Raw genomic sequence first — 20,891 nt, forward strand, 5'->3', positions numbered from 1 at the left:
CCCTCGCAGGCGGTACGGACAAGGGTATGTCACTATTTGTGTCATGAATTGGACCAGGTTTGAACCGTGAAGCGTGTGGAGCGCCTTCTTGCTTTGTCCGAGATGCTGCGCCGCAGCGGCAAGCGCGGCATTTCGGGCGAACGGCTGGCGAGGGAGCTCGAGGTGTCCGTGCGCACCATTAAAAGGGACCTCGACTCGCTGGAAACCAGCGGTGTGCCGATTTGGGCGCGCCCCGGTCCGGGCGGTGGCTACGGATTGGCGGCAGGCGTCACCCTGCCGCCCGTCACTCTTTCCCCGTCCCAGGCCGTGGCGCTCATGGCGGCCGTTTCCGCCGCACGCGATGCCCCGTACGCAGACCTGGCAGCAGCAGGTAACCAAAAAATCCTGGACGTTCTTGATCCCGCCACCCGGATGCGGGCGGACAGGCTGGCCCGGCGCATCTGGGTCAACGCGGTCCCCTCATCCTCGCGGGCAACCAGGTCGGCTCTGGAGCAAGGGATGGCCGAGCAGCGGGTGATCCGCATCCGCTACACATCGGCGGAACACAGCACAACCACCCGCGACGTGGAACCGGTATTGTTCGCCTCCACCAACGGCCAGTGGTACCTCGTCGGGTGGTGCCGGCTTCGCGACGCGATACGGTGGTTCACCGTTTCGCGCATCGAGCGGGCCAGCGTCACCACCACCGCATGCACCGGCCACACCATCGAAGAGGTTGGCGAACCGCCGCTGAATGCCAAGCCGGTGAACACCCGGGGACATGGCTGACTCAAGTGCCGCCGTCGTGCTTTCAGGGCTTGTTATGCCCCGGCGCACTACCTGATTTGCCGTTGTTACCGGCGGCATCATTTCCGGCGCCACGTCCCGACGTGGCCGGGATGCGGTCCCGTTGCTGCGGTGCAGCGCCGTTGGACTCGAGTTCCGCGGCTGCAGGTACGGTGAGCGGAACGGCAGCCGGCGCGGGTGTTAAAGGTTCGACGGCGGGCAACGGTGCCGGGTCGGGGCTGCCTTCCGGGAGCGCTTCGGCCGTTGAATCAGCCGCGGCGGGTGTCAGGGATTGCAGGTCGGTCCGGACCAGCCGGATGGCTTCGGTGATTGCCCGGTAGTTTTCAAGCGTCATCCCGCTGCGAAGTGCTTCGTCAACTGCGGTCTTTTCGAGTTCTTCCACGTAGGCCAGGGCCGCCTGCTGATCATTGGCGGCTACCGCTTGCCGGACGTGCCCGAGGATTGTCAGGAGCCTATCGGATGATTCGATGGCGGATTGGAGTTGGTCGAGATGGAAGTCCAGGGGATTGTTTTGTGGTTGCATTGCGGGTGTTGCTGATGTGGTTTGTTGCTCGGTACCGCTGCCGCCCTGCGGCGTGGCTGCGGTGGCTCCGGCAACAAGAACTGCTGCCAGGCATACGGCAGCGATGGCCCTGCGGCGCCTCGTCCGCGGTGCCGGTAATGGTTCCGGTGAGCCCGTGGGGGCACGATCCGGTCGTGGTGGCAGTAGCGGGGTTTGCGGAGCTGTAGGGGTTCCGCCCGCCAGAGCCAGGCGCCGCAGGGAAATGGTGGCCTGGGCGGCGTCCGGCCGGTCCCGGGGATGCCGGGAGGTCATCGCAGCCAGCAGTGCCGCCCAATCCGGACTGATGCCCGTGGGGATGGCCGGGTCGCGGTTGAGGCGGGCAACACCGGACTCGATCGGGGTGCCGGGAAACTCCACATAGCCGGTGAGGCACTCAAGAAGGACCAGGCCCAATGAGTAGACGTCGCTAGCGCCCGTCAGTTCTCCGCCGAGGGCCTGCTCGGGGCTGAGATACGCTGCGGTCCCGACGGTCCGGCCGGTGCCGGTCAGCCGGTTTTCCTCCATCACGCGGGCAATGCCGAAATCCGCGAGCTTGGCCCGCCAGCACTTGCCCAACGCTCCATTGCCGGGCTGGTAAAGCAGGATGTTGCCGGGTTTGATGTCCCGATGGATCACGCCGCGGTGGTGGACATATGACAACGCCGAGGCCAGGTCTGCTCCCACGCGGGCAATATCCTCCGGTTCCAAGGCGCCCTCGCGCAGCTGCCGGCGAAGGTCGGGACCGGAGACATACTCCATCACCACGTAGCTGCGGTTCGCGACGGCGTCGCTGCCGGCGTCGAACAACGTCACCAGCCCTGGGTGGGCCAGGGAAGCGAGGATCCGTATCTCAGCGTCCTGACGGGCGAGCAGTTCAGGATCCCCGCCGTCGCGGGTGAAGACTTTCAGGGCCACCTCCCGCCCCAGCGACTCGTCCACGCCCCTGTACACCGCGGCGGCAGCCCCCCGGCCCACCAGCTCGCGCAACCGGAACCGGCCGCCCAGCAACTGCCTGCTGTCGGTTGGTGGCATCACACCTGTCAAGGGATCTCCGTATAACAATGCCGGCGTGCGCAGGCCCGGGCGTTGTCGCGTTCGATGGTCTGGGTTCCCGGAGAAGCCTGAGGACTGGCCTTAGGCGGTGGCAGCAGTTGGTACTGGCGCCTGCTTCGGGGATCATCTCAATTCCGGCAGCACCCGCCAAGAAGGAAGGCTACTTATTAATTACAGACTATCAGCCGGGGGAGACTGGTGTGGGGTGCTGGCAGAAGTACCCCAGGTGCCGGCCCTGACGGGCATCATTAGCGCAGCCTTTGGTGGTCAGGAAATCTTCGGCCGTAGCCTCACTGCGATGCGCTCCAGTGCGTCGTTGACGGGAGCCAAGGTTGCGGGCAGGTTCAGGAAACCATGAAGCATTCCCTGAACAGTGACCTGCTTGACATCAACACCGCGGGCTGCGAGCAAGGCGCTGAATGCTTCGCCTGAGGCTCGCAACTCGTCGTATTCGGCATTCAGTACCAGTGTTGGCCCGAGGCCGGCCAGTTCTGCGTTGGCGGGCATCGCGTATCCCGAAATGGGAACGCCGCTTGAAGATCCCACGTAGTTCTCTGTTGCCGACCGGATCATCTGCGGTGTCAGCCTCATGGCATCCGGCAGTTCCGTCAATGCGCGCCGGAGTGACTCCGAAGGATGAGGAGGTTCGGCGTGCATCATCGGATAGACCAGCACCAGCTGGTCCGGCACCCATCCGTCCTCGTCCCGGAGCCGCAGCGCGGCGGCAGCGGCCAGATTTGCACCAGCGCTGACGCCACCCGCAGAAACCGATGTGATGCCCAACTCCAGCATGTTTGCCTGCACCCACCGGATAGCGGCAACGACGTCGTCAAGGGGTACCGGGTACTGCACACCGTTGACGGCCAGCCGGTAGTCCACACTCACGATTGTTGCCGACGCCCGCTGAACCAACTGCCGGGCAGTCCAGTCGGCCTCTTTCGTGTCCAGATCTCCGAACTGGAAGGCTCCGCCGTGCATCCACACCAAAGCGTGCGGGGAATCGGCTTCCTTGTTCGGTTCTACAGGGGTGTAAATGCGCAGCGGTACCGGGCCATGCGGGCCGGGCACTGACACCATACGGGTGGCGGCAGCCGGCGGGGGAGGAGCGTCCGGGTAGGCATCAAATGCTTCCATCTGTGCCCTCATGAGCGGCTCGCTAAGGCCTGCTTCCAGGGACGGAATGCCCGCCAGCAAGGGCAGCCGGACGGCGATGTCGGGGTGAAACGGCACTGGGTTCCTTTCGAGGTTAACGGCCTTCAGCTGGCGGTGATGAGGAGCCGGACCCTCACGGCAGTGATGTGCTTATCTGAAAGGATCTCAAGTCGCTCGTCCCCATTGATGAATCGTCCCTCCCGCAACCCCGCATCGGTCACCACCAACTCCCTCACCGAATCCAGCTCAACGTCACAGCCGGGCTTGTGGAAGTCCACTTGCGCCCCCTGGCCCACAACGATGAACTCCGCGGGGTTGATCGCCAGCACCATCCCGAAAGGACGGACGTCTCCTGGTGTAGGGCCGTGGGTGGCGGCAACCGTTTCTTCCGCGAGTTCCGGGGCCGGCGGAACCCGCACGCCTGCGTCCAGGAGCATACCCTCGAGGAGCTTCCTGGAATTCCGAACAGTAATTGTCGTACCCACCAGGTCGTTGCTGAAGGATTCCTCGTCCTGTTCAAGGGCGAACCCAAAAATTCGACCGTCTCGCTGCGCGTCCACTATCTCGGGAGTAAGGCAGTTAATGATGTTGCACGCTGTGCTGAATTGGTTGCCTTCCCTGCCCTCCTCCACCCCGAAGACGCTGTAGCCGAAACCTCCAAAGCCGCCAATTGCCAAAAACGCATCCCCGGCGCGGAAACGTGCTTCAGGAATGAACAAGGGGTTCGAATCCGAGGCGTACTGGCGCATGACTTCTGCCGTGTTGGGAACATAGATATCCGGCGCCAGGAAGTCGATGGCCGGCGCCGCGGCCCTCCATACCGGGATCATGCCGGCCGTCGGCCCACCACTTGGGTATTGGCCGGGGAGGTCCTGCCCACGTTGTGGCCCGATCCAGGCGTTGGCGTAAGCGGGGAGCGGCAGTACCTCTTTTCCCGCAGCCGCCAAACCGCCCACAAAGGATGCGAACCCCCACGCCATAAAAGTTTCCTCAGCAAGGGGGTTGTCATCGCCGAAGTGGTCCCCCCAACTCATGGTGCGGTCCGGATTCGTGCCGAGAGCCTGCACAAACCCAAGGGCGAAGGAATCCGGTTCCTCGGAAACCGCAGTAATCAACTGCTGTGGGAGGGGTGCATTCCAAGCGGCTTCCGCCACTGCGCTGTGGTCCCTTCCTGCGCCCAGCAGTCCCACTTCATTCTCAACCTGGACCATGATGACCGTATGGTCTGGATCGATCAGGGCGACGTGCTTCAACAAGGCAGCGTAGGCAGTCCGGTCCGCTTCGAAAAGATTGTCCGAGAAGACGGACAGGCTTGGCCGCGGCATTGATCCGGGATAGGAGAAGGGGGTCTTCAGAGGTTTGGTGCCCCTGTCCGCGCGTGGAAACCGTTGGCGATCGGCGCGGACCCAGCTGGGGGCATAGGTGGAGGAAGCGTTCTTGAATGCGCCAAACCAGATCATCACCAGGCGGACTCCCGCGGACCGGGCGTCTTCCAACAATCCGTCCACGATCGAAAAGTCGAGGTGCCCCTCGACCGGTTCCACTTGTTCCCATGACACAGGAGCGATGACAGTATTGATCCCCGCCTTTACCAGCTTGTCCCAGATGGGCGACATGTAATTCCGGTTCGAAGCACTCGAATTGTGCAGCTCGCCTCCAACGCAGAGGAATGGCCTGTCTTCAACGATGAGCCGGGTGTGGTTGCCTGTCCGCTCGAGCCGCGGGAAGTTCTGGTGTGGCATGGTAATGGTCCTCATTGCTTGTTGGGCGTGGTTTCGGTGTCTTAGGAGGAAGGGGGAGTGACCTTCAGCCTGAATTCCTGGAAGGACAGACCGTCGCCGACCCGGATCCGGAATTCGCCTGGCTCCACGATGTAACCGGCCTGGGCATCGTTGGTCCAGAATCCCAGGTCATCGAAGCCGACGGTCAGTGTTACCCGCCGCTCTTCGCCAGCCGGCACGAACACGCGGTGGAAGCCCCGCAACTGCCTGACAGGCCGGGTCACACTTGCCAGAAGGTCAGAGACATACAACTGGACAACTTCATCCCCGTCCCTCGTTCCGGTGTTGCGAACGATCGTGGTGAAAGAAAGCCTTGTTCCAGCTCTGAGCCCGTCCAAGGCGACCGACAGTGCCTGGTCCTGCGATGATTCCAGCTCAAAGGAGGTGTAGCTGAGCCCGTAGCCGAAACCGAACTGCGGCCCCAGCTCCAAGTCCAGATACTTCGACTTGAAGTAATCATCGGTGTTGTTGGGGCCGGTCAGTCCAACGTCCGGCCGCTGGTGGGCAAGGGATCCTCCTGTGCGGGCGGGCCTCCCGGTTGACTCGTGGTTGTAGTAGATGGGTACCTGACCCACCGAACGCGGAAAGGACATGGGCAGCTTGCCGCCGGGGTTGACAATGCCGGTGAGGACGTCAGAGATCGCTTTTCCCGCCTCAGTGCCCAGGTGCCATGCCACCAGGAGGGCAGGACACTGATCAATCCATTCGCTGACCACCAGCGGCCGGCCTGTCATGAGCACTACGGCAAAAGGGGTGCCTGAACCAGCAATGGCCCTGATCAGTTCTTCCTGGTCTCCGGGGAGGTTCAATGAACTTCGTGAGCTTGCCTCCCCGGAGAGGGTACTGGGTTCCCCTACGGCCACAATCACAAGATCCGCTTCCGCCGCGGCGGCAGCGGCTTCAGCCTGGAGGCCAGGATCGGAGTCAAAAAAGGTGGCGCCGGGAAGTGCCGTCACCACAGAGCCAGGCAGGGCCGCGGTGAGGGATTCGACAATTGAGGTGGTGGTGGGCGAGGCGAAATACTGTACCCAGGCGCCGAGGTGGTCCTTGCTTTCAGCATAGGGACCCACCACCAGAACGCGTTGTCCCCGTGGCTTCAGCGGCAGGACGGCTGCCTCGTTCTTCAGCAGGACAGCGCAGCGTGCGGCAGTGGCCCTTGCCGCTGACAGCGAGGCTTCATCAGGGCCGGTAGCGGCTGCCGACTCGTCCACATAAGGGTTTTCGAACAGGCCCAGTGCCTGCTTAAGACGGAGCACACGAAGTACGGCGTCGTCCAGGCGTGCAGGGTCCAGCACGCCCTCACGGATGATGGGTTCATTTCCGCTGAGCAAAGAGCCGCCCATTTCGACGTCGAGCCCTGCTGACAGAGCCAACCGCCCGGCGTCGGACGCGTTGGCGGCGACGCCATGCTCCACAAGTTCTCCCACCCCACCGGCATCTGCGACGACGATGCCGTTATGTCCCCACTCATTCTTGAGGACATCGGTGAGCATCTCCCGGTTGGCGTGCATGGGCACGCCGGAGACTGCGTTGAAGCTTGCCATCACGCTGGCGACCCCTGCTGTGACCGCCACCTTGAAGGGCTCCAGGTAGATGTTGCGAAGCCGTTGGATGGAAATGTCTGTGCTGTTGTAATCGCGGCCTCCCTCAGCGGCACTGTAGCCAACAAAGTGCTTGGCGCAGGCGGCGATAGACGTGCGCGAGGAGAGGTCATCGCCTTGGTAGCCGCGGATCTTGGCCTCCCCGAAGACGGCGTTGAGGTATGGGTCCTCACCGAACCCTTCCACCACGCGTCCCCAGCGCGGGTCCCGGGACACATCGATCATGGGCGAGAAGGTCCAGTTGACTCCGGTGGACCGGGCTTCCCTGGCTGAGAGGCGGGCATCGGCCGCCGCCACCTCCGTGTCGAAGCTGGCGGCTTGTGCCAGGGGAGTGGGGAAGATGGTGAATTGGCCGTGGACTACGTCGAGGCCGATCAGGAGGGGGATGCCGTGTGGGCTTTCCTCAACTGCGGTCCGCTGAAGTGCATTGGTGGCCTTCGCCGTTGCAGGCCAGAAAAGGGCACCGGCACCGTTACGGGCAAGGGCGCCCGCTTCGGTGGAGTCCGGCCGCCAGACGATCTGGAGCTGAGCCAGCTTCTCTGCATAGGTCATGGCTGCCAGGATCTGCTCCGGAGTTGACAGTGGTTTCAACTGAGTGTTCCTTCCAGGGTTGCTGTCCGGGCCTGGTTGACGCGGACTTCGCCTCGTATCAGGTCAAGCGTTCGCATGATGGCGAGGGTGTCGCTCAGTGGCATCACGGAGCTCTGCAACCTGCCGGTTTCAATAAGGCGGTGAAACTCGAGAATTTCGTATTTGAGCCCGCCGCCGATTATGGGCGCCCGGATGATGTGGGGCTCCATCGTTCCGGGCCCCGACGGGTTGTAGCGTGAAACGGCCAGCCCGTTTGGACAATGGTGCGGGGCCTGCAACTGGATGTAGCCTTCCGTTCCCAGTATCCGTGCGTCGTTGGGCAGAACTGTTCGTATGGAGGAGCTGATGGTTCCGGTGCCCCCGTCACCGAAAAGCAGGAGCGCCGTTGTGTCCAGGTCCACACCGCTGGAACTGATGCTGCCGAACGCGGCGACGGTTGGCTCGCTGCCGAGGAGCCAGTGCGAGAGCTGAACGGGATACACGCCAAGCTCCAGGACGCTTCCTCCGCCCAGCGCGGGGTCATAGAGTGCTGGCCGTGCGCCCGGACCTGACTCCGGTATCGGGAAACCGAAGGACGCTTCGACTTTCCGCACCTCGCCGATGGCACCGTCATCCACCAGACGCTTCAGCTCAACGTAGGCGGGAAGGAACCTGGACCACATGGCCTCCATCAGGACCGCGCCCTTGCTTTGGGCGGTTCGAGCCAGGTCGAGGGCCTCGGCGTGGTTGGAAGTAAAGGGTTTTTCGACCAGGACGTGTTTGCCCGCCTCCAGGAAGAGCTTTGCGTGCTCGTGATGCAGTCCTGCCGGCGTGGAAAGGTAGACGGCGTCTATCCCGTCGTCACTGGCAAGGTCCTGGAACGACAGGAGTTGTTTGGGTATGTCGAAGTCGGAACAGAACTTGCCCGAGGCTGCGACGGTACGGGACGCGGCAGCGGCGATCGAGGCACCGGGTACTTCACCTATTGCCCGTACGAATTCCCTGGCAATTGTTCCCGTGCCTGCAAGCCCCCACCTGACGGCTGGTGCAGTCACTTCGTCCCCAAAGCCGGAGACGGCGCCTTGAGTATCCGGGCCAGGAACTCGATTGCCGTGCCAACGTGGACTTCAGGATCGCCCGCGTAGAAGACATGGTGAAGTCCAGGAACAGTAATCAGGTGTACGTCTGCGTTCACTTGTTCGAGGGCCCGAGCCAGCTGCTGACTTTGGCTGACTGGTACCAGCCGGTCCGCCTCCCCGTGGATGAGGAGCATCGGGGGTGCGTCGGAACGGACATAGGACACCGGGGACATCTGCCGGAGCCCTTCCTCATACGGCCAGGGTGATCCTTCGAGAATCATTTCGATCGGAGATGGAAGCCGGACACCTTCGGCCAGGGACTCAGAGAACGACGGCATCGCGACAGCATCCGTTATGGGATAGAAGCACACAGCGGCGCTGACATGGCTCGGCACATCGGTGGCTCCGACATTCCCCTCAAGTTCAGGGTCGTTGACGAGGGCCACGAGCGCCGCGAGGTGCCCGCCGGAGGATTCGCCCCAGACCGCGATGCGGTCGGGATCGATGCCGAGTTGGGGTGCGAACGTCCGCAGGTAGCGGACGGCGGCTTTCGAGTCGTGCAGTTGCGCTGGGAAGGGCGCTTCGCGCGAATGCCGGTAGTCGATGGTTGCTACGGCCATGCCAGCGTCGATTGCCGATTGGAAGACGAGGTTGGGGTCCCAGTCGCCGGGGGGTTGGCTCCGCGCACCGAAAATCCATGCGCCGCCGTGGATCCAGACGACCAGCGGCGCAGGGGCGGAGGCGTCCGCTGGCAGGTAGAGGTCGAGTTCCAGGGCCCGGTAGCCGTCGATAGAGGCATAGATCAGCCCTCTGTGGGCGACCGCGTTGCGCGGCGGGTCCACCAGTGCCTCCGGTGGAAGGAACGCTGGGAGGAAATCGGCGGTAATTTCGTTGGGCATAATTAATCCTCTGCTTGCAGTACAAGATTGGCAGGGTTGGCCTGGGTATCGGGATCGGCAGTGTCCTCTGCGGGGGCGCTGGCTTCATCCGAAAGGCGTCCGTCGGGCAGCATTAACGCCGCAATGAATCCCAGAAGGTAGACCCCGGCCAGTGCCAGGAAAACGGGGGAAAACACGTTGTGGTAGATCGCGGCGATTTCTGCCTGCAAGGCCGGGCCGGCGGCGTGGACCACAGCAGGTGTGAGGGTGCGGGAATCGAGTCCGGCTGGCAACAGGGACGCGACGCCGAACCCCACCACGCCGCCCACTACGGCTGAGCCGATGGTGGATCCGACCTGGCCGCTCAGCCCGGCGGTTGCGGTGGCGGTGCCGAGTTCACTGCGGGGTGCAGCGCTTTGCACGATGGCAATGGCGAGGCTCATGAACGCTCCCGTGCCGAGGCCGACGACCGCCATGATCAGCGCCGGGAGCCACAGCGGCACACCCTCCGGGAGCAAAGACATGGCTCCGAGCCCGAGTGCTCCCATCACCGTGCCGACGATCGGAAACACGCGGTAGCGGCCTGTCCGCGAAGCGAGCCAGCCCGTCACGAGGTTGCCCACCAACATTCCCAGCACGGTTGCGATGGGTACCAGTCCTGAGATGGTGGCACTGACGCCAAATGCCATTTGGAAATACGTTGGCAGGTACGCCGTAGCTGAGATGAGCCCTGCACCCATGACTGCTGAAAGTCCCACGCCTGCACTGAAGGTCCGGTTGCGGAACAGCTGAACCGGGATGATGGGGTTCTGTTGCCCCCGCTCGACGGCGACAAGTCCGCCCAGCGCCGCTGCGCCGGCTCCCACGGCTATCCACGCTGTTGAGCTTGCTGAACTGAACCACGCAACTGCCAGCACCACCGCCACAAGGACAGCGGTGAGCAGCAGTGCTCCAACGACGTCGAACCGTTTTCTGCCCGCTGGTTCGATGTGCGGAACGGCGATGACCGCCAGGAGAAGCGCGGCCAGCCCCACCGGGACGTTGATCCAAAAGACCCAGGGCCACCCCCAGTGGTCTGTGATCAGGCCCCCCAGGAGCGGCCCGATCAGAATCGCGACCGGAAAGGCGGCCCCGATGAGTGACAGGTACTGCGGACGCTGCCGCGGCGTGGTGACCTCGGCAACGATCGTCTGCGACATCAGTTGCAGACCCGCCGCGCTCATCCCCTGGACGACCCGCGCAACAACGAGCTGGGTCATGTCCTGCGCGAGGCCACACCCGAACGAGGCTGCAACAAATCCGACGAGCGCAATAAGAAAGACCATCCGCGGACCGACCCGGTCGCCCAGCCCTCCGAGGACCGGGAGCAGGACGGTACTGGCGAGTGTGTAACCCACCACCACCCAGCTCATGTGCTGGAGGGCTCCCAGTTCGCCGGCGACAGTTGCCAGTGATGTCGAAACGATGGTGTGGTCGAGGGCGCCAAGGAACGAGACCGCCAGGAGTGCTGCCATGAGGAGCCGGAGGCGGGCGGGAGAAACCGGGACCGTTCCGCTGTGGAGGGCTTGGGTCACAGCGTCCCGGCGATCTCGGCCTCCAGGCGATGCAGGAGAGCATGCTGCCGGCGCACCTGTTCGATGGATCGGTAAGGCAGTCGATCGCCCTCGTATTCGCTGGAAAGGTAACCCGACCATTCGTTCTTCTTCAGGGTTTGAAGGATCTCGCGCCAGGGTATCTGGCCGTCAACAAGGTCATCGTCGATGTCGAAGAACTTGGCCTGAATGAAGGACACGTAGGGGAGGACATCCACCAGGTCCGACATGGGAACGGCGAGGGGTTTACGCCAGCCTTCTTCCTGGGCTTCTTCGCTGAGGCCGTCGTGCTTGGCGGTGGTGATTGCCTTTTGGAAGATACCGGTGTCGATGAGCAGGCGGAAGTTCTTTGATCCGGTTCGCTCGATGAAAGCGATGTACTCGTCCACCACCGGGTGCTTGATGGGAGTGGGCGCATGGATTTCCGGGCAAATGATGAGATCCAGCTCGGCTGCGAGATCGAGGTTGCGCTCGATCACTTCCTCCCAGATCGGGTGGGGGCGCAGGTCCATGGACACCACACCGATCTTGGGGCGGATTGAGGTGAATCCAAGGCGATGGGCCAGGCGAAGGTCACGGGCCAGCATCCCGGTGCCCTCATCGGCGGTGAGGTCGCGGTCACGCCACATGCTCGAGTCGATCCACGACCCGTAGTTGGTGGGCTCCAGCTGGTATTTTTCGAGCAGCCCGTACCATTGGTCGATCCATGCCGTGGACGGTTCCGGATAGTTGGGCACATGACCTTCACCCAGGATCTCAATCCCGGTGGCGCCGATGTCAGCTATTTGTGCCATGGCGTCTTCGAGGGTGAGGACGGTGTTGATATCACCGGTGTAGCTGTAGAGGGAGACGCCGTACTTGAGGTTGCTCATGCGAGGACCGTGACCTTTCGCTGGGACGTGAAAATGGACGGTTGGAATTCAGCCGGAATGTAGGGTGCGTGCAGCGCAATATCAACGCGGACATCATGGACACCTACGGCCAGGCCACCTGCAAGCGGCACCATGACGGTGGCCAGTTCATCGAGCTGCCAGCGGACATTGGTGGATTGGCGCAGTTCCTGGATGCTGAAAGTGCGTCCCTGGAGTGTCCAGCGGGGTACTTCCCGGGTCCATTCCTGACCGTCCACGGTGACAGCCACCCCATCGATGAGGCTTCCCCAGACGCCTCGGTAGTTGGGCATGCGCAGGGCTATCTCGAAACCGACAGTGTCGGCTCCTTCCTGGACGTTGCGAAAGCCCCGGCTTTGGATCAGTTCTCGTTCGAGGACCATTTTTTCCTCACTTCTCTGTGGACGTGGAGTTGATTGATTCTGCGATGTGGCGTGCACCGGCGACGGCCAGGGCCACCCCGGTCAACGTGGGGTTGCAGGCTGTAGGGGTGGGAATAACACCGTTTCCGGCAACGAACAACCCGCTGACGTCCCACACCTGTCCGGTGGGATCGCACACAGCGGTGCCGTCGTTGGATGTCCCCATCCGCAGGGTGCCTTGGTAGTGCAGTGAGGCGCCAGCAGGGAAGGTGAGCGGTTCATCGCCCAGTGGCTCGCCCAAGGACCGGGCAGCGGCAACCACTGATTGGCGCGCTGCGGACAGTGTCTGCTCGTCACGTTCGGTGAAGGTGTAGTGGATGTTCATTGCCGGCAGCCCATAGGCATCCGTGGTGTCTTCGGAGAAGACAACGCGGTCCGACGCTTGGAGGTCCTTGGCGCAGAACCACCCCAGCCCCACGATCGAACCAGGGATGACGTCCCCTGAAATGGGTACCGGCGACGCATCGAGTTGCATGACCTGTCCATGAAAGGGCTGCTCGTCGGTGAAGGGCACCCAGCTCACACCGCTTTGGGCGGTGATGGTGGTGTCGTGTGACGAGGCAGCGGGAACATCATCCGCGACGCCGGTCAACCGGACGGCGTGGACGATCTGAGGCTGGTCGTTCAGGTACCGGCCGAGTGCTTCGGGGCGGATACCGGACGCGAAGAGCAGCTGCGGACCGCGGAGGGCGTCGGCGGCAACGACGACGTACCGGGCCGCAATTTTGTGCTCGTCACCCGTCCTGTCGTCCCGCACCCGCACACCGCTGACCCGATCTCCGTCGGTCAGCACCCGAACCACCACGCTTTCGTCGAACAGGCGGGCCCGGGGGTTGTTCCGCGTCTCGTCACCGAACACCACGTCAGCTCCGGACCAAATGAAGCGGCCGTCGCCAGTGCGGCGGACCGCCAGCGGCATGGGCTGGACACGGCGGTCAGGTGCCCGGCCGCCGTCGAGCGCCGTCGCCAGGCGTGAGCGGACCAGGTCGGCCAGGGGAGCGTCAGCCAGGGCCTCCGCGCTGACGGAGAGTAGGCGTTCGGCCTCGCTCAGAAGCTCATCCATGTCCGGAAGGAACGCGATGCGCTCGCTGCCACCTGGACGCGGGCAGGCTCCGGTCCAGTGGGCCGCCATCCCGCCAACATTGCTGGAGAAGGCAAGACCCGGCAGTCCAGCCTCGCCGGGCTGCTGCCAACCGTCATCGAGCAGGAAGGTGCCGGGCCGGACCGGGCGGGCGACGTCGCGTGCGTACTCTGCGAGGTTCCCGCCGGTTGGCAGAGCGCTCACTTTTCCCTCCGAACGGCGCTGGGCAACTTCGCGGTCCTGCACACCAGCGATGTTTTTCACGTGGGAACCGGGCGGATCACTGATGGTCGGTCCGGCCTCGAAGATGGCAATGTTCGCCTGGGGGCTGAGTTCGGAAAGTATCCGTGCATAGGTGGCGCCGGCGGGGCCGCTGCCGATGATGGCGACGTCAACGGCGGCCGGATAAGGGCGCGCTGAAGGTACTGCTGTGGTGGTCATGCTGGTCTCCGGGAGTCTGTGGAAGGGAGGGCCTAATGCCCTGGTGGTTTGCTCAGCTGGCGGCTGTGGACAGTGCGGGTTGAGCGTCAAGAAAAAGTCGTCGTTCCCGGCGCCGTTCGGCCTGCAGCGCCGGGTTGGCGATAGGGGAGGCCAGGAGAAGCGCCTTGGTGTAGGCATGGTGCGGCTTGGCAATAACCTGTTCCGTGATGCCTGTTTCCACGATTTCTCCGCGTCGCATGACTGCCACGCGCTGGCTGATGTGCCGCACCACATCCAGATCGTGGGTGACGAACAGGAGCGAAACGCCGGTTTGCTCCTGTATGTCGGAGAACAGTTGGAGGACCCGCGCCTGGGTGGACAAGTCCAAGGCACTGACCGGCTCGTCACACACAATGAGCTTGGGATTCCTGCAGAGGGAACGGGCAATGGCGATGCGTTGCCGCTGGCCTCCGGAGAACTCGCGAGGGTAGCGGGTGCTGGCGTTGGCGGGCAGGTTGACTACATCGAGGAGCTCCCGGACCCGGCGTTGGGCATCAGACCGGGATGTGCCCGATACCTGCATCGGCTCAGACAGAATGTCGCTGATGGTCATGGACGGATTCAGGGAGGTGTAAGGGTCCTGAAAAACCACCTGAAGGTCGCTGCTCAGCGCCCTTCGCTCCTTCTTGCTGAGCTTGGTGATTGACCTGCCATCGAACCGGATATCGCCGCCGGTCACCGGGGCGAGACCAAGCACGGCACGGCCGATGGTTGATTTTCCAGAACCGGACTCGCCCACGAGTCCCAGGGTTTCGCCAGCCTTGATCTCAAGGCTGACACCCTGCAAGGCCCGAAACGACCGTTTTCGGCCCAAGCCGCCGCCAATCCTGTAGTCGACCGTCAGGTCAGAGATCCGCAGGAGGGGCTCTGATTCGGGCGAGGGGGTCTGGTTGACGGAAGTCATTGTGCACCTTCTGTCTCAGTGTCCATGTCAGAGCCGACGCGGTTGGCCGGTGTTTTCGCGGTTGAATCCAGCGCAGAGTCCAGGAGGAGCCGTGTGTATTCGTCCCGGGGGTTCGTGAACAGGTCATTCACGGCAGCTACCTCCACAATTTCTCCGTCGCGCATCACGGCCACTTGGTCGCAAAGATCCGCAACGACGCCGAAGTTGTGGGTCACCAGGACGACACCCATGCCGCGTTCGGCCTGGAGGCTGCGGATGAGGTCCAGCACGTCGGCCTGAACGGTGACGTCCAGGGCGGTGGTGGGTTCGTCGGCGATAAGAAGTTCCGGGTTGCAGGAGACTGCCCCGGCAATCAGCACGCGCTGCGCCATGCCGCCTGAGACCTGGTGCGGGTAGGAATTGAACACCCTCTCAGGATCAGGGATGCCCACACGGGCGAGGAGCTTGAGGGCTTCATCCCTTGCAGCCTTCGCCGGGATTCCCAGATGGTGCCGCATGGGTTCGGTGAGCTGGGACCCGATGCGGAACGCGGGATCGAGGTTGCTCATGGGCTCCTGGGGGATGTAGCCGATCCGGGCGCCACGCAGTCGATTGCGCTCCTTTGGACTCATGCCGAGCAGATCCACGCCCGCGAAACTGAGGGTGCCGGCAGTCATTTCGGCTTGCCCCGGCAGGAGGCCCAGCACCGAGAACGCGGTTTGCGATTTGCCCGAACCGGATTCCCCTACCAGGCCAAGGATCTGGCCCCGTTCCACTTTCAGGGAAATGCCTTTGACGACGTCGGACTTCTCACCGTTGGGGCGGGGGTAGGAAACCCTGAGGTCGTCGATGACCAGGAGTGCGTCGCTGGGATCCACAAGCACTTTCTGCATTGGCCGTGCAGGTTCAGGAGTTGTACTGGCGTGCTTTGCAGCTTTTACTTTCCGGGCGGGGCCGGCAGAGGATCCGTAGTTCGCCAGCGCGTCCCGGACGCCGTTACCAACCAAGGTGCAGGCCATGACCGTCAAGACCAGTGCAGCGCTTGGCCAGATGAGCAGTCCGGGTGCGTTGAAGATGTTTTGCGATGCGTCGTTGAGCATCAGGCCCCAGCTGGCTTTGTCGGACGAGCCAAGACCAAGGAAGGCGATGCCTGCTTCGATTCCGATGCCGGCACCTGCCAGCAGTGCCGCCTGGATGATGGTGGGGGTGATGACCACCGGAAGGATATGGCGAGCCATGATGCGGATATCGTTCAAGCCGGAGACCCGGGCTGCGTCCACGTACAGCTCCTCCCGCACTGCCCGGACCGAGCCGCGGATGAGAAGAAAAACCGACGGGGCGATCAGGATGCCGAACACCACCAGCGCAAGGGAGGTACTGCGTCCTACCCGGGCCAGCACTACAAGGAGCACAACTATTGCCGGCAGCGACAGCAGGGCGCCACTGATCCACATGCTGACGCCGTCGATCCAGCCCTGGCGGTAACCTGCCAGGAGCCCGGTAGGAACACCAATAAGCAGGCTCACTGCGATGACGATCGCGGCGCTGGAAAGGCTGGTTTGGGCGCCGTATACGAGGTTTGCCAGCACGTCGCGGCCCACTCCGTCTGCGCCCAGCGGATGCTCAGCTGTGAAGGGGGGTGCCAGGACATCAGCGAGGCGGGTGGCAGTGGGGTCGTAGGAGGAGATGAAGGGCGCGAGGACCGCCACCACAACGAGCAAGCCAAGGAACACGAGCGACATCACTGCGGCCGGTTCACGAAGGAACTTCTTGATCAGCCTGTCGCCCTGGGGTGCGGAGCTGACCACCTCCAGTGACTTGCGGGTGCCGGTGACAAGGTTATCGGTCATGAGACACGAACTTTCGGATTGATCCAGCCTTGTGCCAGATCGACGAGAAGATTGACGACGACGACGAGCACCACGGTGACCAGGACGATTCCGAGCACAACGGGCAGGTCACCTCGGCTGGCGGCGTTGTTTGCCTGTGTCCCGATCCCTGGGATATTAAAAACTTTCTCAACGATCACTGAACTTGAGATGGCCACAATGAACATCAGCGATACGGTTGTCAGCGTCGGTCCCGCTGCGTTCCGCAAAACATGCTTGACCACGATGCTCTGGTCAGGAAGACCACGACTGCGGAGTGTGCGGACAAAATCCTGCTGAAGCACGTCGATCACCGAACCGCGCACCTGCAACGCAATTGAGGCAAGTGATCCTACCGCCAGAGCGATAACCGGGAGGGTGATGGAGGCGAGCCAGCGGACAGGGGAGTCGTTGAACGACGTGAACCCCGTGGCGGGCAACATGCGGAGCTGCACTGCGAAGACCAGTGCCAGAACGAGTGCAACCAGGAACCCGGGTACAGCCTGGACAAAGGTCGAGATTGCTTGAAGGCCACGGTCAAGAGCGCCGCGTCGCACAGCCGCAATGATTCCGATGACAGTCCCAAAGAAACAAGCCAGGAGCAGCGAACCGACCACCATTGAGAGAGTCGGGGGGAGCGCCGCGCCGAGTAGTTCTCCGACTGGCTGGTTAGTGAACCAGGACCGGCCAAGGTCTCCTTGGACTGCAGACCCAAGCCACTCAAAGTACTGGGCGAAAAGCGGCTGATCCAGCCCGAGCTGCTGACGCTTTGCCTCAACCTGCTCGGCTGAAGCCACCGGACCAAGGACCTGGCGAACAGGATCCTGACCGGTGAGGTTCAGGAGAAAGAAAGTAGCTGTCGAGATGACAAACATGAGCACCAGTCCTGCGGCCAGGCGGCGAAGGATAAACATCAACACGGCAGCTCCTTTGGCTTCGGTGATGAAGGAACGAGGACTAGTTGGGCTGGCCGCAAATGGGCCAGCCCAACCAGGTCACTTGGACGGTGTGAAGCCCCAGATCGGGGGGACCGTCGCATAGCGCTGCGGTGTGACAGTGATATCGGCGTTGCCTGCAAAGACGTTGTCCGCCTGGATATACGGCGCAAACCATGCCTGGTCGACGAGGTAGGTATTGAGTTCCTTGAACGTTGCTGCCTGCGCCTCGCCGGTTTCGCCCTGTGCCTTGTTGACAAGATCAACAATGGTCTGGTCAGCAACGTGGAACGGGTTCCACAGTGACTGGGGCGTGAGTGCGAGCTGGGCGAAGTCCCACGGTCGGGGACTGTTGAGCCCGAAGATCGCTGCAGGGTATTTGCCAGCCAGCAGGTCCGAGATAAACGACTGGCCGTTGACAGGCTGATACTGGGGCTTAACTCCGATAGCTGTCAATGCCTCGGTCACCGCCGCCTGCTGGTCGGGGTAGACAGGTGATACATCAGGCATGGGGAGGTCGAACCCGTTGGGGTAGCCGGCCTCTGCGAGGAGTCGCTTGGCGGCGGCGACATCGAAGGGGTACTTCTTGTCCAGGTCAGGTACATACGCGTCGCTGGAACCGCTGAATACCTGGCTGGTCGCTTTTCCCTTGCCCCCAAAAACTTGGGTAAAAATTGCCTCGCGATCCAGTGCCATGTTGATGGCCTGGCGTACCTTGGGTTCTTTGAGCGCCGGGACGAGCGTTCCGTCGCGGTCAAACAAGTAAAGTCCGCTGGTGGTGTAGGCAGGGTTTGACTGGATCTTCAGGCCTGCAGACTCGAGGCTGGCCGAGTCTTTATCGGTGACCACAGCGAAGTCCGTTTCGCCCGCACGCAGCGCATTAAGGATTGCATTGTTGTCGTTGAAGACCGTGACTTCGATGGTGTCGAAGGGGAAATCTCCGGCGTTCCAGTAGTCAGCGTTTCTTGTGTAGGCGTATTTGATGCCGGCCTGGGACTTAGCGGCATCAAGGACGTACGGACCAGAACCGACAGGGGTGTTGTCCAGCTCGGGTGTTCCCAGCGCCTTGGGGCTCGCAAGTACACCTGCGGTGCCGCCCAAATTGGGTACGAGCGAGGGATCCGGGGCTGAGAGGGTAACTACGAGGTTAGTGGCGTCCTTCACCACGACATCTTGAATAAAGCGGAGTTGCCCGCCAGCTTCGCCTGTTCCCTTGCGAGCGGAGTCCAGATTCGCCTTCACAGCCTCTGCATCCAGGGAAGCGCCGTCGGTGAATTTGACCCCCTCCCGAATGGTCAGGGACAAGGCCGTCCGGGCTTCGTCATAGCTCCACTTCGTCACGATATTCTCGGTGGGCTCGCCCTCATTGTCGTTGCGGAACAAAGTGTCATACACCGGCTGGAGGAACATTGTCGTTGGCCCGGTACCAAAGTTTCCCGGTGAAAAAGATTCGGGGGTTCCGATGGCTGCGATGTCCAGCTCGGCGGTAGCGGCAGGATCATTTTGGGAAGCGCCGGTACAGGCGGTGAGCGCCAATACGGCCGTAACGGCGGCGGTGCCGATTATTTTGCGCATGTTTCTCCTAGACATGGCGGCGAACGCTCAGCTTTGAGTCGTTCGAATGATTCTCCGCGCGACGACGCAACGGAGGTGGATCAGTGGTGCGTTGTGGCGGGGTGAACGCCGGACGGGGTGCGGGGTACGCCTCGCTTCAGGGCCGGCAGTGTAACCGGCCCCGGAAGAAGGACGGGGATAACCGCTGCTGTGGGTGTTTTCATCTGGTGCTCCCCTCGTCGTTGAGGCTGTGTCCGCGTGTGAGCGCCGACACCCCTTGGGAAAACGATAATCCGGGCACCGGACGAAGTCAAGACTTAATCCGGTTTCCGGTTTATTCGGGCCTAACTTCCTGTGCCGCTATCCGAGGCGAGTTGAGGCGCGAAAGGAGGACAGAAAGATGCTGTTTGGAAAGCAGCTCCCCTATCGCCAGCTGGGCGGCACCAACGACTCCGCCCACTTGCTCATCGATTGCCGACAGTTCGACGATCAGGTCAGGGGCGGCCGCGGATGGCAGCCGGTCCAGGACGGCCTGCTGGATGGGCTTCAGGACGATGTCTTTTGCCCGGGCAATGCCACCGCCAACAACCAGCATGTGAGGGGCGAAGAAACTCACCAGTGTTGCGAGGCTGCTTCCGAGGAGTGCCGCTGTTCGGCTGAGTAGCTCCTTCGCGGCCGCATCTTCGTGCTCAGCGGCCAGCGTCACGTCATAGGCGCGAACACGTCCGGTCTCCTTGAGGACTTGCGCGAGGTAGGGGCTGCGTCCCGTTTCGGCCAGCATCAAGCCGTCCCGCTCAATCGCCCAACCGCTGGTGACTGCCTCAAGGCAGCCTGTGCGCCCGCACCTGCAGGCAACCACTCCGGCCTCGGGTACAGCTACATGGCCGATTGAGCCGGCCAGGCCATGGGAGCCACGGTAGAGCCTGCCGTCGGCAATGAGCGCCGCTCCAACTCCTGCTCCCGCGCCGAAGTACAGAAGATGTTTCGCTTGTGCAGCCCGCGGATTCCCTACAATTTCAGCCAGCGCCAGTAGGTTAATACGGTTGTCCACCCAGGCCGGGACCGGCCAGCGCGCAGTGAACTCTTCCCGTACTGGATAGTCACCCCACCCGGGCAGGACCGGTACTCCGACGGGCACGCCGGTGTCGAAATTTACAGGGGCGGGCAGGCCCACTCCTATACCCAGCATGGCGTTGTTGCCTTGCTCCTTGGTGACTTCCGCGATGATCGCGCTGGCGCGGGCGAGTACACGCTCGGGCCCCTCGCCAACGTCACACAGCTCCCTGTGCCTCGTGCCGAGCAGGGTGCCGGCGAGATCGGAAGCACTAACTACCAGTTCATTCGAGGCGATGTCCACGCCCACAACGAAGCCAGCCCCGGCATTGAGAGAAAGCAGCCGGGCCGTCCGCCCCCCTGTGGAGGGAGCGCGCCCTGGGGAGTGGACAAGCCCGATCTGTTCGAGTTCCGCTACTCGTTCCGCGACGACACTTCGACCCAGTCCTACCTGATCGGTAAGGGCGGCCTGCGTGATGCCATCCTGCCAGCGGATTGTCTCCAGCACCGATGCCAGTCCCGTGTATCGCTCTGCGGCCATTGATATTTCCTCCCTGCCATTCTGCGGCGACCATGCCACAGCAACGATCTGCATGAATCCACCTCAGTGGATGGTGGGTCTTCACAAACCATCATCTGTCAAAAAAGACTTCACACACCGAAGTCTAGGTACTTTTACCGACTATCGGATA

16 protein-coding genes are annotated in these 20,891 nt (G+C 62.6%); 1 reads left to right on the forward strand and 15 read right to left on the reverse strand.

Features of this window, described 5'->3' with window-relative positions:
• Positions 1-66 precede the first annotated feature (66 nt).
• A complete protein-coding gene (locus tag ACRB8A_RS08375) occupies positions 67-768 on the forward strand; it encodes a helix-turn-helix transcriptional regulator (protein WP_082484513.1) in 702 nt (233 codons plus the stop codon).
• 22 nt (positions 769-790) lie between these two features.
• On the opposite strand, the gene ACRB8A_RS08380 is transcribed toward ACRB8A_RS08375, so the two are convergent.
• The 15 genes from ACRB8A_RS08380 to ACRB8A_RS08450 all read right to left on the reverse strand — a co-directional run bounded on the left by ACRB8A_RS08380 (position 791) and on the right by ACRB8A_RS08450 (position 20,794).
• Positions 791-2,359 carry a serine/threonine-protein kinase gene (locus ACRB8A_RS08380; protein WP_056601126.1) on the reverse strand — a complete coding sequence of 523 codons (1,569 nt, stop codon included), beginning with the start codon at positions 2,357-2,359 and terminating at the stop codon, positions 791-793.
• A 288-nt stretch (positions 2,360-2,647) separates the two neighbouring features.
• Positions 2,648-3,448, reverse strand: coding sequence for an alpha/beta hydrolase (locus tag ACRB8A_RS08385; RefSeq protein WP_200933676.1), 801 nt, complete (start codon positions 3,446-3,448; stop codon positions 2,648-2,650).
• A 188-nt stretch (positions 3,449-3,636) separates the two neighbouring features.
• Positions 3,637-5,274 carry a DUF5597 domain-containing protein gene (locus ACRB8A_RS08390; protein ID WP_162242822.1) on the reverse strand — a complete coding sequence of 546 codons (1,638 nt, stop codon included), beginning with the start codon at positions 5,272-5,274 and terminating at the stop codon, positions 3,637-3,639.
• Positions 5,275-5,315: 41 nt separating this feature from the next.
• Positions 5,316-7,505, reverse strand: coding sequence for a glycoside hydrolase family 3 N-terminal domain-containing protein (locus tag ACRB8A_RS08395; protein ID WP_235504782.1), 2,190 nt, complete (start codon positions 7,503-7,505; stop codon positions 5,316-5,318).
• Positions 7,502-8,539 (reverse strand): Gfo/Idh/MocA family protein, encoded by a 1,038-nt coding sequence (locus ACRB8A_RS08400; RefSeq protein WP_056601122.1) that lies wholly within the window; start codon positions 8,537-8,539, stop codon positions 7,502-7,504. The genes ACRB8A_RS08395 and ACRB8A_RS08400 overlap by 4 nt, the downstream gene beginning before the upstream one ends.
• Positions 8,536-9,462 (reverse strand): alpha/beta hydrolase, encoded by a 927-nt coding sequence (locus tag ACRB8A_RS08405; protein WP_056601121.1) that lies wholly within the window; start codon positions 9,460-9,462, stop codon positions 8,536-8,538. The genes ACRB8A_RS08400 and ACRB8A_RS08405 overlap by 4 nt, the downstream gene beginning before the upstream one ends.
• A gap of 2 nt (positions 9,463-9,464) precedes the next feature.
• A complete protein-coding gene (locus ACRB8A_RS08410) occupies positions 9,465-11,015 on the reverse strand; it encodes an MDR family MFS transporter (RefSeq protein WP_235504781.1) in 1,551 nt (516 codons plus the stop codon).
• On the reverse strand, positions 11,012-11,905 hold the full coding sequence (locus ACRB8A_RS08415) for a sugar phosphate isomerase/epimerase family protein (RefSeq protein WP_056601120.1): 894 nt from the start codon (positions 11,903-11,905) through the stop codon (positions 11,012-11,014). Before ACRB8A_RS08415 ends, ACRB8A_RS08410 begins: the two co-directional genes overlap by 4 nt.
• Positions 11,902-12,306 (reverse strand): C-glycoside deglycosidase beta subunit domain-containing protein, encoded by a 405-nt coding sequence (locus tag ACRB8A_RS08420; protein WP_432245958.1) that lies wholly within the window; start codon positions 12,304-12,306, stop codon positions 11,902-11,904. The genes ACRB8A_RS08415 and ACRB8A_RS08420 overlap by 4 nt, the downstream gene beginning before the upstream one ends.
• A gap of 7 nt (positions 12,307-12,313) precedes the next feature.
• Positions 12,314-13,867, reverse strand: coding sequence for a GMC oxidoreductase (locus ACRB8A_RS08425; RefSeq protein ID WP_056601118.1), 1,554 nt, complete (start codon positions 13,865-13,867; stop codon positions 12,314-12,316).
• Positions 13,868-13,919: 52 nt separating this feature from the next.
• Positions 13,920-14,810: an ATP-binding cassette domain-containing protein gene (locus tag ACRB8A_RS08430; protein ID WP_056601117.1), complete on the reverse strand. Its 891-nt coding sequence runs from the start codon at positions 14,808-14,810 to the stop codon at positions 13,920-13,922.
• Positions 14,807-16,639, reverse strand: coding sequence for an ATP-binding cassette domain-containing protein (locus ACRB8A_RS08435; RefSeq protein WP_056601116.1), 1,833 nt, complete (start codon positions 16,637-16,639; stop codon positions 14,807-14,809). The genes ACRB8A_RS08430 and ACRB8A_RS08435 overlap by 4 nt, the downstream gene beginning before the upstream one ends.
• Positions 16,636-17,571, reverse strand: coding sequence for an ABC transporter permease (locus tag ACRB8A_RS08440; RefSeq protein WP_235504785.1), 936 nt, complete (start codon positions 17,569-17,571; stop codon positions 16,636-16,638). The genes ACRB8A_RS08435 and ACRB8A_RS08440 overlap by 4 nt, the downstream gene beginning before the upstream one ends.
• An 81-nt stretch (positions 17,572-17,652) precedes the next feature.
• Entirely contained in the window at positions 17,653-19,167 is a 1,515-nt protein-coding gene (locus ACRB8A_RS08445) for an ABC transporter substrate-binding protein (protein WP_432245959.1), read from the reverse strand.
• Positions 19,168-19,480: 313 nt separating this feature from the next.
• Complete coding sequence (locus tag ACRB8A_RS08450) at positions 19,481-20,794, reverse strand: ROK family transcriptional regulator (protein WP_082484508.1); 1,314 nt, start codon at positions 20,792-20,794, stop codon at positions 19,481-19,483.
• Positions 20,795-20,891 lie beyond the last annotated feature (97 nt).

Source organism: Arthrobacter sp. G.S.26, from assembly GCF_050847375.1.
GTDB lineage: Bacteria > Actinomycetota > Actinomycetes > Actinomycetales > Micrococcaceae > Arthrobacter.